This is a genomic window from Streptomyces sp. RKAG293 (genome assembly GCF_023701745.1).
GTDB lineage: Bacteria > Actinomycetota > Actinomycetes > Streptomycetales > Streptomycetaceae > Actinacidiphila.
On record NZ_JAJOZB010000001.1, the window covers coordinates 5,162,578 to 5,176,164 of the forward strand.

Below are 13,587 nucleotides of genomic sequence, written 5' to 3' on the forward strand. Positions count from 1 at the left end.
GGGCATAGACGGCAGTATCGGGGGCGTGCTGAGTGTCGGCGCGCTGCGCGCGCATCTGCTGGCGGCCCGGCTGGCCGGTCCCGTGGCGACGCCGCGGGAGAAAAGTCTGCTCAGTTATCGGATGTTCGCGGCACGGGATCCGCGCCAGACGCTCGGCCTCGACCCCGAAGGGGCGTGGGGGACGGCGGAGTTGTTGCGGCTGATGGCCGAAAGATGCGGGGTTTCACCGGATCCCGGACACACTTCGGGGCAGGATGTGATCGACCCCGACTGCACGGTGGCGGCGCTCGACGCTTTTGCGGAACGATTGGCGCGGGCGGCCGTTGACCGGGTTCCGGTGCTGATCGGAACGGGTCATCCGCACCGACTCCTGGGCTTCTACGCCGGATTGGCCGCCGCCTTGTCGGCGGCGGGATGTCCTGTCCTCACCTCCGCGCATGGTCGACCTATCGACATTCCGACCCGATTCGGGCTACGCCAGCACAACCTTTGGTACGTAGGCGGAGTCGCGATGGTCCGCACCGTGGATGCGCTCCCCACCTCGGGTGAGCCCGGGGCGCACACGCACTCCCCCCTCCCGGTTCGTACCGCACTGGCCGCCGCGGCCGGTCGTGGGGGACAGCTGCCGGGGCTCGTGGTCGGTGATCACGGGTGGGTCTGCGGGGCTGGTCAGCTGGGCATCGAGGCGATCGGGCTGGCGGACGCCGACGATCCGGCGGTCTTCGTGGCCGAGGCGGAGGGGCGGGTTTCCGTCGCCGTTCCGCTTGATGACGCTGTGCGGTCCGATTACTACCGGCCGCTTACACGCTATGTACTCAATCGAGCGTGTCTGTCACAGTAGTCAACCGATCGCAACTCCTCTTCCCCACTTGCATCACCCGCACCTAATCTGGGGAGGAGCGCACGTGCCTGCTGGAGTCACCGGAGGGGAAGCCGGTGGCCGTCATGTGCGGAAGGTTCAGGTGTGTCATGGCTGCTAGCGACAGGCCTCTCAACGAGGTCGTATTCCTGACTGTGGCGGAGGTCGCCTCAGTGATGCGTGTGTCCAAGATGACCGTGTACCGACTGGTACACAGCGGCCATCTGCCGGCGATCCGGGTGGGCAGGTCCTTCCGGGTGCCAGAACAAGCCGTCCACGACTATCTGCGTGAGTCCTACGTAGGGGTGGGGGAATCTGCTTGACGGCCTCCTCGGCCGCCTCGGTTCTACCCGCCCCCTCGGGGCGGGTAGGCTTGGCCGACGTAGGTCGTGTGGGCTCGGACGCCCCGCACCGAGTGAAAACGAAGCGAGGGTAGTCGTGGGCTCTGTCATCAAGAAGCGGCGCAAGCGTATGGCCAAGAAGAAGCACCGCAAGCTGCTGAAGCGTACGCGTGTGCAGCGTCGCAACAAGAAGTAAGCGAGCCACTCGCTGCACTTCCTGCCCTCCCACCACCGTGCACCGCACGGTGGTGGGAGGGCAGCTGCGTTTCCGGGGTACCCGGGGGTAGCCGAAGGGGCGGGGACGCCCGCCGTACGGGGGGCGTTCCGGTGCAGCAGCCGTGGCCAACGGCCCGGAGGCCGTCATCACAGCGCAACATCGAACCGATACGGTGCGTACATCCCTGACGGAAGGCGCTGAATCGTGGGCAAGGTGGTGCTCGTCACCGGAGTCGCGCGAAAGCTCGGCGGCCGGTTCGTCCGCCGGATCCAGCATGATCCGGAGGTCGACCGGGTGATCGGCGTGGACGCCGAGGTGCCCGAGCACCAGCTGGGCAGCGCGGAATTCGTCCGGGCGGACATCCGGCACCCGATGATCGCCAAGGTGCTGGCCCAGCACGCCGTCGACACCGTCGTCCACATGGACGTCAGCGGCACCCCGCTGGGCTCCGGCGGCCGGGCGCAGGTCAAGGAGACCAACGTCATCGGCACGATGCAGCTGCTGGGCGCGTGCCAGAAGGCCCCGACGGTGCGCCGCCTCGTCGTGAAGTCGACGACCAGCGTCTACGGCTCCGCGCCCCGCGACCCGGCGGTGTTCACCGAGACCATGCCGCCGAAGTCGCTGCCCAGCGGTGGCTTCGCCAAGGACGCGGTCGAGGTCGAGGGCTATGTGCGTGGCTTCGCCCGCCGCCGGCCGGACGTGGCGGTCGCCGTCCTCCGGTTCGCCAACATCCTCGGCCCGCAGGCCGACTCCCCGCTCGCGGAGTACTTCTCGCTGCCGGCGCTGCCCACCGTGTTCGGCTACGACCCGCGGCTGCAGTTCGTGCACGAGGACGATGTGACCGACGTGCTGGTCCTCGCCTCCCTCGACGCCCGCCGCGGAACGCTCAACAGCGGCACGTTCAACATCGCGGGCGACGGCGTCCTGTTGTTGTCGCAGACCGCCAGGCGGCTCGGCCGCCCCACCGTCCCGGTGCTGCTGCCCGCCGTCACCTGGGTCGGGCAGATGCTGCGCACGGCGGGGGTCACCGACTTCTCGCCGGAACAGATCCGGCTGCTGACGCACGGCAGAGTGGTGGACACCACACAGATGCGTGAGACGCTCGGTTTTGTGCCGCGGTACACGACGGCCGAGACCTTCTGCGACTTCGCCCGCAGCCGTGGCCCCGGCCTGCTGCCGCCCGACCGGCTGGCCCGCACGGTCGACGCGATCGCCGCCGCACTTCCCGCGGGCGCCAACCGGACGTGAGAGCACCGACGAGGAGGAGCCGCAGCATGGCGGACGCCAAGGTCATCCCGTTCGACGAGGACACCCGTGCCCGTCGGGGGCCGGGCCGGCCGCGCGGACGGGCGGGGTCCCGCAAGAAGAACGAAGGGGCCGCGTCGGCGACACCGCTGTCCGCCGTCCCGGCGGAGTTCCCGAACGAACCGGCCGGCGCACCGGAGCCGCGCGCTCCGCGCGACGACGCCGACCCCGCGGGCCCGCCCGCGAGGGCCCCTGAGGGCGTGCAGCAGGGCCAGGACGGCCTCGCGGGTGCCCCGGGGGCGACGGGAGGCACCGGAGTCACCGACGGCGGTGGCGCGCCGCGCACGGCGCCGGCGTCGGGGGTCGCCGAGGCCCTGGGCGATGTGCTCGGCGGTGCGGCCGAGCGGCTGATGGGCGCCCGCTGGGACCGGAAGGTCGCGCACGGGCTGTCGTTCCTGCGGCGCCGGATCACCGGCGACTACGAGGTCGACGAGTTCGGTTACGACGAGCAGCTCACCGACCAGGTGCTCATGTCGGTGCTGCGGCCGTTCTTCGACCAGTACTTCCGGGTCGAGGTCAAGGGCATCGAGAACATCCCGGCCGAGGGCGGGGCCCTGGTGGTCGCGAACCATTCCGGGACGCTGCCGCTGGACGGGCTGATGGCGCAGGTCGCCGTCCACGACCACCACCCGGCCGGCCGCCATCTGCGGCTGCTCGCCGCCGACCTGGTCTTCGTGCTGCCGGTGGTGAACGAGCTGGCCCGTAAGGCGGGCCACACGCTGGCCTGCACCGAGGACGCCCAGTTGCTGCTGGAGCGCGGTGAGGTCGTCGGGGTGATGCCGGAGGGCTTCAAGGGCCTCGGCAAGCCCTTCGCCGACCGCTACAAGCTGCAGCGCTTCGGGCGCGGCGGTTTCGTCGCGACGGCGCTGAAGACCGGGGCGCCGATCATTCCGTGCTCGATCGTGGGCGCGGAGGAGATCTACCCCATGGTCGGCAACTCCAAGACGCTGGCGCGGCTGCTGGGCGTGCCGTACTTCCCGGTCACGCCGACGTTCCCCTGGCTGGGGCCGCTGGGCCTGGTGCCGCTGCCGACGAAGTGGACGATCCAGTTCGGCGAGCCGATCAGGACCGACCACTACCCGCCGGAGGCGGCGGAGGACCCGATGCTGGTCTTCAACCTGACGGACCAGGTGCGGGAGACGATCCAGCACACGCTGTACAAGCTCCTGGTGCAGCGGCGGTCCGTGTTCTTCTGAGTTCTGCTGAGACCTGCTCGTTCGGACGGGAAAGGGGGGTCCGGGCCATTGGCCCGGACCCCCCTTTCCGATGCACGACCGCCGGTTACTCCTTGGCGTCCTCCGCCCCGAGGCCGAGGCCCGGGAGCAGGCCGGGGAGCAGCGGGGGCAGGTTGACGGACGGCGGGGTGGAGGCCGCCGGGTCGGACGGCTTCTCGCCGCCGGTGCCCGGTGACGGGGGAAGCAGTCCGTCCGTACCGCCGAGCAGATGGTCCTTGTCGGCGCCGGCGCTCGGGCTGTCGGTGGTGCCCGGTGTGCCGCTGTGGCCTTCCGCGGTGGCGGGGGCGTGCGGCGCCGGCGTCGCTGTGCCGCTGTGCCCGGTACCGACGGAACCGGGTTTGCCGGTCTGACGGTGCGCGGGGCCTTCGCTGCCCTGGGGTTTCGGGAGCTTGCCGGCCAGCGGCGCGACATCGTGCTCTATGGCGTCGAAGACCGACGTCACCTGACTGCTCACATCACCGAGCTGACTGGGCAGCCGGTCGCGCAGCTGGCTCCAGCCTTCGCGGTGCGAGGCGTTGAACTCGTTCAGCAGCTCCATCGGCTGCAGCGAGCCGTCCCGCTGGTACGCCTCGGTGAGCAGCCGGTGGCCTTCCGCGGCCTCCTGGTGCATACCGGAGAGCGCCCGGCGGACCTCGCCGACCGATTCACTGTCGAGCTCGCCCGAGCGACCGCGCTCCATGAGGCGCCTGGCCTCCTGCATGCGGGTCGCCGCCATGTCCAGATAGACGCTTCCTCGGGAGGCGTCGTTGTTGGCCATGTCCAGCTTGAGATCCTCCATGCCCCGTTTGAGGCCGTAGAGGGTGTCCCCTGGCAGTGCGTTCGTACTGGCCGCCGCGACTCCGCCGAGGGCCCCGGCCGCGACGCCCACGGAGAGCCCGCCGGCGGCGAGCCGGCGGGACCAGCGGGAACGCGGCCTGAGTTTCCCGAGCCCGGTGGCGCGGTGGGCGCCGCCGGTGCGTTGCTCGGGGACCTTGGGGGAGACCTCAAGGCTGCCGTCGGCGAGCGCGGTCTCCATCGCGGCGATCAGTTGGGCACGTTGCACCGTCTTCGCCTCGGCGCTCAGCACCGGCGGCTGCCGGTTGCCGATGGCGCCGACCAGAGCCAGCAGCTGCCCCTGATCGGGGTCGGCGTGCCGGTCCGTGGCATGGGCGCCGTGTTCGCCGGCGGGCTCCTGGGGTGGGCTGTCGGAGTTCCGGGGGTCTTCCCCCGGAAAACCGGCAGTCTCAAGGGCCTGGGCGAAGGCGTTCGCCCGACGGTGTGCCGTTGCTTGTCCGATCATGGGCGGCACCTCCTCTCGTCATCCACACTCGACTCCCGAAGCCGCCCGGAAGGTTGCATTCCTTGTTTCTGTCCACCCAATCGAGTGACTGGAAGCGGCCAGAGCGCGGCAGAGAGGTGTCTGCATGTGGTGCAACGAGCGCCGCGCCAGTTGGGTTACGCGGTCATGATGATCGGACCGGAGCGGCCGGAAAAAAGGCCGGAGAGGGTGGGGAAAAAGGGACAACTCAGTCTCACCGGGCGTCTTCGGGGAGAAGTCTGGCCAGGGTTCGCACGGCGCGGTACTGAAGGGTCTTGATCGCCCCTTCGTTCTTGCCCATGATGCGTGCGGTCTCGGCGACCGACAGGCCCTGCAGGAAGCGCAGCGTCACGCACTCCTGCTGCTGGGGGTTGAGTTTCCTGACGGCGACGAGCAGCGCCTCGTTGGACAGCGATTCCAGCACCGAGTCCTCGGGGCTGCGCTCGACCTCGTTGGCGTCGAGCATCTCGCCGGTGGTGACCTCGAGCCGGAAGCGGCTGGACTTGAAGTGGTCGGCGACCAGGTTGCGGGCGATGGTGACGAGCCACGCGCCGAAGTCGCGGCCCTGCCAGGTGAAGGTGCCGATCCGGCGCAGGGCGCGCAGGAACGTCTCACTGGTCAGGTCCTCGGCGGTCGCCTTGCCGCCGACGCGGTAGTAGATGTAGCGGTAGACGGTGTCGGAGTAGTGGTCGTAGAGCCGGCCGAAGGCCTCGGTCTCGCCGGCCTGGGCCCGCTCGACGAGGTCCATCATCCGGCCGCTGTCACTGTCCGCGGCGGGACGGCGAGCGGTCGGTCCTCCGGCGGCGTTGCTGCCGGAGCCGCTCTGAGGGTTGTTCCGGGTGCGTCTGCCTGCGGCGGTGCTGACTTCGGCCAGTGCGTACGCGGGGCCGGCGGGAAAGGGCGTGGCGAGGGCGGGCTCGGCGAACGCGGGGACGACACGCAGGCAGTCGTTCACCAATGCGCGCAGCGTTGCCAGGCCGGAGGTGTCAACCCCGTCGTGTGGGTACACGGGACTCCCAGAGGCAGAACTTCCATCACGTGCAGTACGGGACCGTGCACCCGCCGTGGTCGACGTGTGGGTTCCGATTGCGTCTGAGGAGAATAACGCTTCGTACAGGCGGCGCTACACCGTGTTGCCTAAATCGCCGGTTACGTCGGTTCCTTGGTGCATTGGTGATCGATCAATTATCGAACATTGAAACGAAGTTGACCGTATCTGTTCGTGAATTGCTCGCGGGGAGTGCGTGTTGTGGCTGTGTGGCAGTGCTGCGACTGCGGTGGGTCCAGAGGGGGTACGACGGACCGCCGGAACGTGGCGCGCCGGCCGTGTCGGGACGGTCCGGCGGCCCGCGCCGACCGTGCCGGCGCCCCGGAGCTAGCGGCGGCGTCGGTGGATCGCGACCGCGGCGACCGCGCCGCCGGCGACGGCGCCCACTCCGGCCGCGGCCGGGATGCCGATCTTCGCGGCCTTGCGGCCGGTGCGGTAGTCGCGCAGCCGCCAGCCCTGGGCGCGGGCGTGCTTGCGCAGCCGCGTGTCGGGGTTGATCGCGTACGGGTGTCCGACCAGTGACAGCATCGGGATGTCGTTCGCCGAGTCGCTGTACGCGGCGCAGCGGGACAGTTGCAGTCCCTCGGCGGCGGCGAGCGCCCGGACCGCCTCGGCCTTGGACGGGCCGTGCAGCGGTTCGCCGACCAGCCGGCCGGTGTAGACGCCGCCGACGGATTCGGCGACGGTGCCCAGCGCGCCGGTCAGGCCGAGCCGGCGGGCGATGATCGTCGCGGTCTCCACGGGCGCGGCCGTGACCAGCCAGACCCGCTGGCCCGCGTCGAGGTGGGCCTGGGCGAGCGCCCGGGTGCCCGGCCAGATCTTCTCGGCCATGTACTCGTCGTAGATCTCCTCGCCGATCGCCATGAGCTCCTCGACGCGGTGCCCCTTGACGATCGACAGCGCGCTGTCCCGCGCGTCCTGCATGTGCTCGGGGTCCTCGGACCCGGCGAGCCGGAACCAGGCCTGCTGCCAGGCGAAGCGGGCGAGCTCGCGCTTGTGGAAGAACTTCCGCTTGTACAGTCCGCGGCCGAAGTGGAAGATCGCGGCGCCCTGCATCACGGTGTTGTCGAGGTCGAAGAAGGCGGCGGCGTGCGGATCCCCCACGACGGGGAAGTCGGGCGCGGCGGGTTCCTTCTCCGGCGCCGCGAGTGCGGCCTCGGCCGCGGCCTCGCCTGCCAGCACGCTGCGCGCGGTGGCGGAGCGCCTACGGGGGGTGAGCCATTGCAAAGCGGCCATGCGGCGAGCATAGCCATTCTGTTCGGCCGGTCCTTGCCGGGTAAGGAGCGAAGGCGTGAACTCCTCGCGACGTACGTGTTACCCGCCGGGCGGGTCCACCGGAAGCGGTCGGGGGCACAATGTCTCGAATGAGTCCTCTCCTGCGCCGTGGCGCCCGCAAGGATCCCGCCGACCGCACCGTGACGCTGATCGGCAAGCCCGGCTGCCATCTGTGCGACGACGCCCGCGCCGTGATCGAGAAGGTCGCGGGGGAGCTCGGTTCCCGGGTCGAGGAGCGGGACATCACGCAGGACGAGGAGCTGTACCGCAAGTACTGGGAGCAGATTCCGGTGGTGCTGGTCGACGGCGAGCAGCACGACTTCTGGCGGGTCGACGAGCAGCGGCTGCGGACCGCCCTGACCGGCAGGTGATTTGCGCGCGTTACTCGTGGTGCGCGTATTCGATTACCATCGAGTTCGTTTTGTACACCCGGGGGCTAGGCGTGAGGAGTGTGGGCGCGTGCTCTCCGGACGGTTCCAGGGGTCTGGCGGCTATGCCGTCGTGGACCTGGAGGCCACCGGGTCCAGTTCACGGCGGCACCGGGTGGTCGAGGTGGCGGTCGTGCTGCTCGACCGGGAGCGCTTCCCGCAGGGTGAGTTCAGTACGTTGATCGATCCCGAGGGGCCGGTCGGCCCGACCCACATCCATGGCATCGAGGGGCACCACCTCGGTGGCGCGCCGACGTTCGCGGGGATCGCGCCGAAACTGCTGGGGCTGCTGCGCGGCAGGGTGCTGGTGGGGCACAACGTGGGCTGTGACCGGGCGTTCCTGGCCGCGGAGTACGCGCGGCTCGGGGTGACGCTGCCGGCCGTGCCGGAGTTGTGCACCATGCGGATGGCGATCTCCCGGGTGCCCGCTCCGCGCGGATTCTCGCTGGGGGCTTGCGTAGCGGACGCCGGACTGGGTGACTGGGCGGCGCACACGGCGCTGGGTGACGCACGGGCCACCGCGCGGCTGTTCGCCCATTACGCGGCGGACGCACCGGACCGGGCCGGCGTGCCCGGAGCGGTGGAGGCCGCGGCGGGAGTGGAGTGGCCGGTGATCGCGCATCTGCCGGCGGCCGACGCGCTCTGGCTGGGGCGGCGCTCCGCTGATCGTCCGGCGGACCGGTCGGCGGAAATATCGAACGACCCGAAGGGGTGGAACGATTCGGCACAGCAAATGGTTCCTAATGTCCGGAATGGGAGTGCGTGATGCCGGTCACTTCCCCTGGACAAAGCGGACACTATCTTTGTGCACGCGTTCACAAAGACATAGCCTGGCATGCACGGGGCGGCCCCGGGGACTGTGGTCCCTGGACGTCTACGCTCTATCCGCAGGAGCATCGTGGCAACTAGCCGTTCTCACCGACCGGCGACCCGCAGCCGAGGTATCCCCGAGGCCACCGTCGCCAGGCTTCCGCTGTACCTGCGGGCTCTCACCACGCTCTCCGAGCGTTCGGTGCCCACGGTGTCGTCGGAGGAACTCGCGACCGCCGCGGGCGTCAACTCCGCGAAGCTGCGCAAGGACTTCTCCTACCTCGGCTCCTACGGGACCCGCGGCGTCGGCTACGACGTCGAGTACCTCGTCTACCAGATCTCCCGTGAACTGGGCCTCACCCAGGACTGGCCGGTCGTGATCGTCGGTATCGGCAACCTCGGCGCCGCTCTTGCCAACTACGGCGGCTTCGCCTCCCGTGGTTTCCGCGTCGCGGCCCTCATGGACGCCGACGCGGCCCTCGCCGGGAAGCTGGTCGCCGGACTCCCGGTCCGGCACATCGACGAGCTGGAAGCGATCGTCGAGGACAACCAGGTGTCGATCGGTGTCATCGCGACCCCGGCCGGCGCCGCGCAGGAGGTCTGCGACCGCCTCGTCACCGCGGGCGTCACCTCCATCCTGAACTTCGCGCCGACCGTGCTGCAGGTCCCCGAGGGCGTCGACGTCCGCAAGGTCGACCTCTCCATCGAACTGCAGATCCTCGCGTTCCACGAGCAGCGCAAGGCCGGCGAGCAGGGCCAGGGCCCGGACGGGGACGTGCCCGCCGTGATGCCGGCATGAGTGTTCTCGTCGTCGGCCTGAGCCACCGCAGCGCCCCGGTCAGCTTGCTGGAGCGGGCCGCGCTCACGGATGAGGCCAAGGCCAAACTGCTGCAGGACGCGCTGGCCGCCGAGCCCGCGACCGAAGCGGCGGTGCTCGCCACCTGCAACCGCATCGAGCTGTACGCGGACGTGGACAAGTTCCACGCGGGCGTCGCCGAGCTGTCGATGCTGCTGTCGCTGCACAGCGGCGTCGGCCTCGAAGAGCTCACTCCTTATCTTTATGTGCACTACGAGGACCGGGCGGTCCACCACCTGTTCTCGGTCGCCTGCGGCCTGGACTCCATGGTGGTCGGCGAGGGCCAGATCCTCGGCCAGATCAAGGACGCGCTCGCCCTCGGCCAGGAGCTGCACACCGCGGGACGGCTCCTCAACGACCTGTTCCAGCAGGCCCTGCGGGTCGGCAAGCGCGCCCACAGCGAGACCGGCATCGACCGGGCCGGGCAGTCCCTCGTCACCTTCGGCCTCGACCAACTGGCCGCCACCACCGGCCCGCTGGCCGGTAAGCGCGTGCTGGTGGTCGGCGCGGGCTCGATGTCCTCGCTCGCCGCCGCGACCCTGGCCCGCGCGGGCGTCACCGAACTCGTCATCGCCAACCGCACCGCCGACCGCGCGGAGCGGCTCGCCGCCCAGCTCGGCGGCCGGGCCGCCGACTTCGACGCCGTCGCCGGCGAACTGGCCTCGGCCGACCTCGTCGTGTCGTGTACCGGGGCGACCGGGCTGGTCCTGGACCACGCCACCGTCGCCGCCGCCGTCGCCACCCGCACCGCGACCGGCGCCGGCGCCGCACCGCTGGCCCTGCTCGACCTGGCCATGCCGCGCGACGTCGACGCCGCCGTGCACGGCCTCGAAGGCGCCCACCTGGTCGACATAGAGTCGCTCGCCGAGGCCTCCGCGGACGCCCCGATGGCCGCCGACGTCGACGAGGTCCGCAAGATCGTCGCCGCCGAGGTCGGTGCCTTCGGCGCCGCCCAGCGCGCCGCCCGCATCACCCCCACCGTCGTCGCGCTGCGCGCGATGGCCGCCGATGTCGTCACCGGTGAACTCACCCGGCTCGACGGACGGCTCCCCGACCTGGACGACAAGCTGCGCTCGGAGATCACCCAGACCGTGCGCCGCGTCGTCGACAAGCTCCTGCACGCGCCCACCGTGCGGGTCAAGCAGCTCGCGGGCGAACCCGGCGGCGCCGGGTACGCCGACGCGCTGCGTGAACTCTTCGACCTCGACCCGCAGGCGGTCGCCGCCGTCAGCAGGGCCGACGACCCGAATCGAGGGCGGCCATGAACGGCCCCACCGCATTGAAATTGGGCACCCGGCGCAGCAAGCTCGCCATGGCGCAGTCCGGCATGGTGGCGGAGCAGGTGCGCCAGCTGACCGGCAGACCGGTCGAGCTCGTCGAGATCACCACGTTCGGGGATGTCTCCCGCGAGCAGCTCGCGCAGATCGGCGGCACCGGAGTCTTCGTCTCCGCGCTGCGGGACGCGCTGCTCGCCGGTGAGATCGACTTCGCCGTGCACTCGCTCAAGGACCTGCCGACGACTCCCGCCGAGGGCCTCACGCTCGCCGCGATCCCGGTCCGCGAGGACCCGCGCGACGCGCTCGTGGCCCGCGACGGGCTGACGTTCGAGGAACTCGTGGCGGCCGCCGCCGCGCTGGGCCGGCCGGCCCGCGTCGGCACCGGATCGCCGCGCAGGATGGCGCAGTTGAACGCCTGGGCCCACAGCCTGGGCGGAGCGGTCGAGACGGTGCCGATCCGAGGCAACGTCGACACCCGCATCGGCTTCGTCACCTCCGGCGAACTCGACGCCGTCGTCCTGGCCGCCGCCGGGCTCAGCCGTCTCGGCCGCCTCGGTGAGGCGACCCAGCTGATCCCCGTCGAAGCCGTCCTGCCCGCCCCCGGACAGGGGGCGCTGGCCGTCGAATGTGCCGCCGGTAACCCGGCGGGACTGGCACTGGCCGCACAGCTCGCGGAGCTCGACGACCCGTTCACCCGGGCCGCCGTCACCGCGGAACGATCACTGCTCGCCGCCCTTGAGGCCGGCTGCTCCGCCCCTGTGGGCGCGCTCGCCGACCTGGTGGCCGACGGGCAGATTTCCGAGCTGCGCCTGCGGGGGGTCGTCGGCACGACCGACGGCACCCAGCTGGTGCAGATGTCCATCACTGGTGCAACCCCTGAGTCCGCGGATGACGCCGCGGTTCTCGGTCGCGAACTCGCGGCCGAGATGCTCGCCAAGGGCGCAGCCGGTCTTATGGGGGAGCGCGAACTTTGAGCCCCACCGCCGTCAATCACTCCGGCCTCGGCCACGTCACCTTCCTCGGTGCCGGGCCCGGTGATCCCGGGCTGTTGACCCTGCGCGCCGTCGAGGCGCTGGCTCATGCCGACATGCTGGTCGGCGAGCCGCACGTGCTGGAGGTCGTGCGTACGCACGCCCGAGCAGATGTGGGCACGGCTGAACCAGCGGCAGGCGAGGGCGCGTTGGACGCCTCCGCTGCCGCCACCCAGCTTGTCATGACGTCCGCACGCACCGGCAAGCGGGTCGTCCGTGCGGTAGCGGGTGATCCCGGCCTGGACAACTGCACGGCGAGCGAGATGCTCGCCTGCGCGGCGGCCGGCATCCCCTTCGAGGTCGTACCGGGCGTCTCCGCGGCCATGGGCGTACCCGCCTACGCCGGGGTCCCGCTCAGCGCCGACGTCCGTTTCGTCGACGCCGCCACCGCCTCCGACCGCTGCTGGAGCGAGGTCGGCGCGAGCGACGCCACGCTGGTCCTCACCACCACGCTGCAGACCGTGGTCGCCACCGCCGCCGAACTGATGGCGGCGGGCCGCAAGCCCGACACCCCGCTGTCGGTCACGGTCGCCGGTACGACGACCCGGCAGCGCACCTGGACCGCGACCCTGGCCACGATCGCCTCCGAGCTCAAGGCCACCAAGGCCCTGCCGACACCGGAGGGCCCGATCGCGGCGATAGCCGTGGTGGGGCAGCGCAGTCTGCAGCGCGCCCAGCTGTCCTGGTTCGAGACCAAGCCGCTGTTCGGCTGGCGCGTCCTGGTGCCGCGCACCAAGGAGCAGGCCGCCTCGCTGTCGGACCAGCTGCGCTCGTACGGCGCGGTCCCGCACGAGGTGCCGACGATCGCCGTCGAGCCGCCGCGCACCCCGCAGCAGATGGAGCGGGCGGTCAAGGGCCTGGTCACCGGGCGTTATGAGTGGATCGCGTTCACGTCGGTCAACGCGGTGAAGGCGGTGCGGGAGAAGTTCGAGGAGTACGGGCTCGACGCCCGCGCCTTCGCGGGGATCAAGGTCGCCGCGGTCGGCGAGCAGACCGCCCAGTCGCTGGTCGAGTTCGGCGTGAAGCCGGATCTCGTGCCGAGCGGTGAGCAGTCCGCGGCCGGACTGCTGGAGGACTGGCCGCCGTACGATCCGGTCTTCGACCCGATCGACCGCGTCTTCCTGCCGCGCGCCGACATCGCCACCGAGACGCTGGTGGCGGGCTTGGTGGAGCTCGGGTGGGAGGTCGACGACGTCACCGCCTACCGGACGGTGCGGGCCTCGCCTCCGCCCGCGGACACTCGGGAAGCGATCAAGGGCGGCGGGTTCGACGCGGTGCTCTTCACGTCGTCGAGCACGGTCCGGAACCTGGTCGGCATCGCCGGCAAGCCGCACAACGTCACGGTGATCGCGTGCATCGGTCCCGCGACGGCGAAGACGGCGGAGGAGCACGGGCTGCGGGTCGACGTGATGTCGCCGGAGCCGTCCGTGCATGCGCTGGCGCAGGCGCTGGCCGATTTCGGCACGGCGCGGCGGCTGGCGGCGGAGGACGCGGGCGATCCTGTGACGCGGCCGAGTGAGCGGCGGCCTGGGTCGCGGCGGCGGGCCAGGGTCTGACGGCCGTTTGTGGGTGATGTTCGGTGCGGGTCCGCTCTGACGGGCGGGGCCG

The 13,587-nt window shown here is 70.9% G+C and carries 14 protein-coding genes; 11 read left to right on the plus strand and 3 right to left on the minus strand.

All coding sequences use genetic code 11. From position 1 onward, the window contains the following. Positions 1 to 25 precede the first annotated feature (25 nt). The 5 genes from LNW72_RS23040 to LNW72_RS23060 all read left to right on the plus strand — a co-directional run bounded on the left by LNW72_RS23040 (position 26) and on the right by LNW72_RS23060 (position 3,918). Complete coding sequence (locus tag LNW72_RS23040) at positions 26 to 841, plus strand: phosphatase (RefSeq protein WP_250977130.1); 816 nt, start codon at positions 26 to 28, stop codon at positions 839 to 841. A gap of 128 nt (positions 842 to 969) precedes the next feature. Beyond that, positions 970 to 1,182 (plus strand): helix-turn-helix domain-containing protein, encoded by a 213-nt coding sequence (locus LNW72_RS23045; RefSeq protein ID WP_164297503.1) that lies wholly within the window; start codon positions 970 to 972, stop codon positions 1,180 to 1,182. 115 nt (positions 1,183 to 1,297) lie between these two features. Beyond that, positions 1,298 to 1,396 carry a 30S ribosomal protein bS22 gene (locus LNW72_RS23050; protein ID WP_003948845.1) on the plus strand — a complete coding sequence of 33 codons (99 nt, stop codon included), beginning with the start codon at positions 1,298 to 1,300 and terminating at the stop codon, positions 1,394 to 1,396. 225 nt (positions 1,397 to 1,621) lie between these two features. Next, positions 1,622 to 2,665 carry an NAD-dependent epimerase/dehydratase family protein gene (locus LNW72_RS23055; RefSeq protein ID WP_250977131.1) on the plus strand — a complete coding sequence of 348 codons (1,044 nt, stop codon included), beginning with the start codon at positions 1,622 to 1,624 and terminating at the stop codon, positions 2,663 to 2,665. Between the two features lie 26 nt (positions 2,666 to 2,691). Next, positions 2,692 to 3,918 (plus strand): lysophospholipid acyltransferase family protein, encoded by a 1,227-nt coding sequence (locus LNW72_RS23060; RefSeq protein WP_250977132.1) that lies wholly within the window; start codon positions 2,692 to 2,694, stop codon positions 3,916 to 3,918. An 85-nt stretch (positions 3,919 to 4,003) separates the two neighbouring features. Here the strand turns inward: LNW72_RS23060 and LNW72_RS23065 are convergent, their stop codons facing one another. The 3 genes from LNW72_RS23065 to LNW72_RS23075 form a co-directional block, all read right to left on the minus strand. Then, complete coding sequence (locus tag LNW72_RS23065) at positions 4,004 to 5,236, minus strand: DUF5667 domain-containing protein (RefSeq protein WP_250977133.1); 1,233 nt, start codon at positions 5,234 to 5,236, stop codon at positions 4,004 to 4,006. Positions 5,237 to 5,468: 232 nt separating this feature from the next. Continuing rightward, positions 5,469 to 6,263 carry an ECF subfamily RNA polymerase sigma factor, BldN family gene (locus LNW72_RS23070; protein ID WP_138355125.1) on the minus strand — a complete coding sequence of 265 codons (795 nt, stop codon included), beginning with the start codon at positions 6,261 to 6,263 and terminating at the stop codon, positions 5,469 to 5,471. A 366-nt stretch (positions 6,264 to 6,629) separates the two neighbouring features. Then, a complete protein-coding gene (locus LNW72_RS23075; protein WP_250977134.1) occupies positions 6,630 to 7,538 on the minus strand; it encodes an HAD-IB family hydrolase in 909 nt (302 codons plus the stop codon). Between the two features lie 128 nt (positions 7,539 to 7,666). Between LNW72_RS23075 and LNW72_RS23080 the strand changes: the two genes are divergently transcribed. The 6 genes from LNW72_RS23080 to LNW72_RS23105 all read left to right on the plus strand — a co-directional run bounded on the left by LNW72_RS23080 (position 7,667) and on the right by LNW72_RS23105 (position 13,535). Continuing rightward, a complete protein-coding gene (locus LNW72_RS23080) occupies positions 7,667 to 7,948 on the plus strand; it encodes a glutaredoxin family protein (RefSeq protein ID WP_250977135.1) in 282 nt (93 codons plus the stop codon). Positions 7,949 to 8,036: 88 nt separating this feature from the next. After that, complete coding sequence (locus LNW72_RS23085) at positions 8,037 to 8,771, plus strand: 3'-5' exonuclease (protein ID WP_250977136.1); 735 nt, start codon at positions 8,037 to 8,039, stop codon at positions 8,769 to 8,771. Positions 8,772 to 8,903: 132 nt separating this feature from the next. Further along, positions 8,904 to 9,614: a redox-sensing transcriptional repressor Rex gene (locus tag LNW72_RS23090; protein WP_138355129.1), complete on the plus strand. Its 711-nt coding sequence runs from the start codon at positions 8,904 to 8,906 to the stop codon at positions 9,612 to 9,614. Continuing rightward, positions 9,611 to 10,936, plus strand: a complete 1,326-nt coding sequence (locus LNW72_RS23095; RefSeq protein WP_250977137.1) for a glutamyl-tRNA reductase — start codon at positions 9,611 to 9,613, stop codon at positions 10,934 to 10,936. Before LNW72_RS23090 ends, LNW72_RS23095 begins: the two co-directional genes overlap by 4 nt. Beyond that, positions 10,933 to 11,922: a hydroxymethylbilane synthase gene (gene hemC, locus LNW72_RS23100; RefSeq protein WP_250977138.1), complete on the plus strand. Its 990-nt coding sequence runs from the start codon at positions 10,933 to 10,935 to the stop codon at positions 11,920 to 11,922. Before LNW72_RS23095 ends, hemC begins: the two co-directional genes overlap by 4 nt. Then, a complete protein-coding gene (locus LNW72_RS23105) occupies positions 11,919 to 13,535 on the plus strand; it encodes a uroporphyrinogen-III synthase (protein WP_250977139.1) in 1,617 nt (538 codons plus the stop codon). The genes hemC and LNW72_RS23105 overlap by 4 nt, the downstream gene beginning before the upstream one ends. Positions 13,536 to 13,587 lie beyond the last annotated feature (52 nt).

What these genes read in the sequence shown, in the direction of transcription:
- LNW72_RS23060 (WP_250977132.1), top strand. Translation starts at nt 2,692, where the DNA reads ATGGCGGACGCCAAGGTCATCCCGTTCGACGAGGACACCCGTGCCCGT.
- LNW72_RS23075 (WP_250977134.1), bottom strand. Translation starts at nt 7,538, where the DNA reads ATGGCCGCTTTGCAATGGCTCACCCCCCGTAGGCGCTCCGCCACCGCG.
- LNW72_RS23045 (WP_164297503.1), top strand. Translation starts at nt 970, where the DNA reads ATGGCTGCTAGCGACAGGCCTCTCAACGAGGTCGTATTCCTGACTGTG.
- hemC (WP_250977138.1), top strand. Translation starts at nt 10,933, where the DNA reads ATGAACGGCCCCACCGCATTGAAATTGGGCACCCGGCGCAGCAAGCTC.
- LNW72_RS23095 (WP_250977137.1), top strand. Translation starts at nt 9,611, where the DNA reads ATGAGTGTTCTCGTCGTCGGCCTGAGCCACCGCAGCGCCCCGGTCAGC.
- LNW72_RS23065 (WP_250977133.1), bottom strand. Translation starts at nt 5,236, where the DNA reads ATGATCGGACAAGCAACGGCACACCGTCGGGCGAACGCCTTCGCCCAG.
- LNW72_RS23080 (WP_250977135.1), top strand. Translation starts at nt 7,667, where the DNA reads ATGAGTCCTCTCCTGCGCCGTGGCGCCCGCAAGGATCCCGCCGACCGC.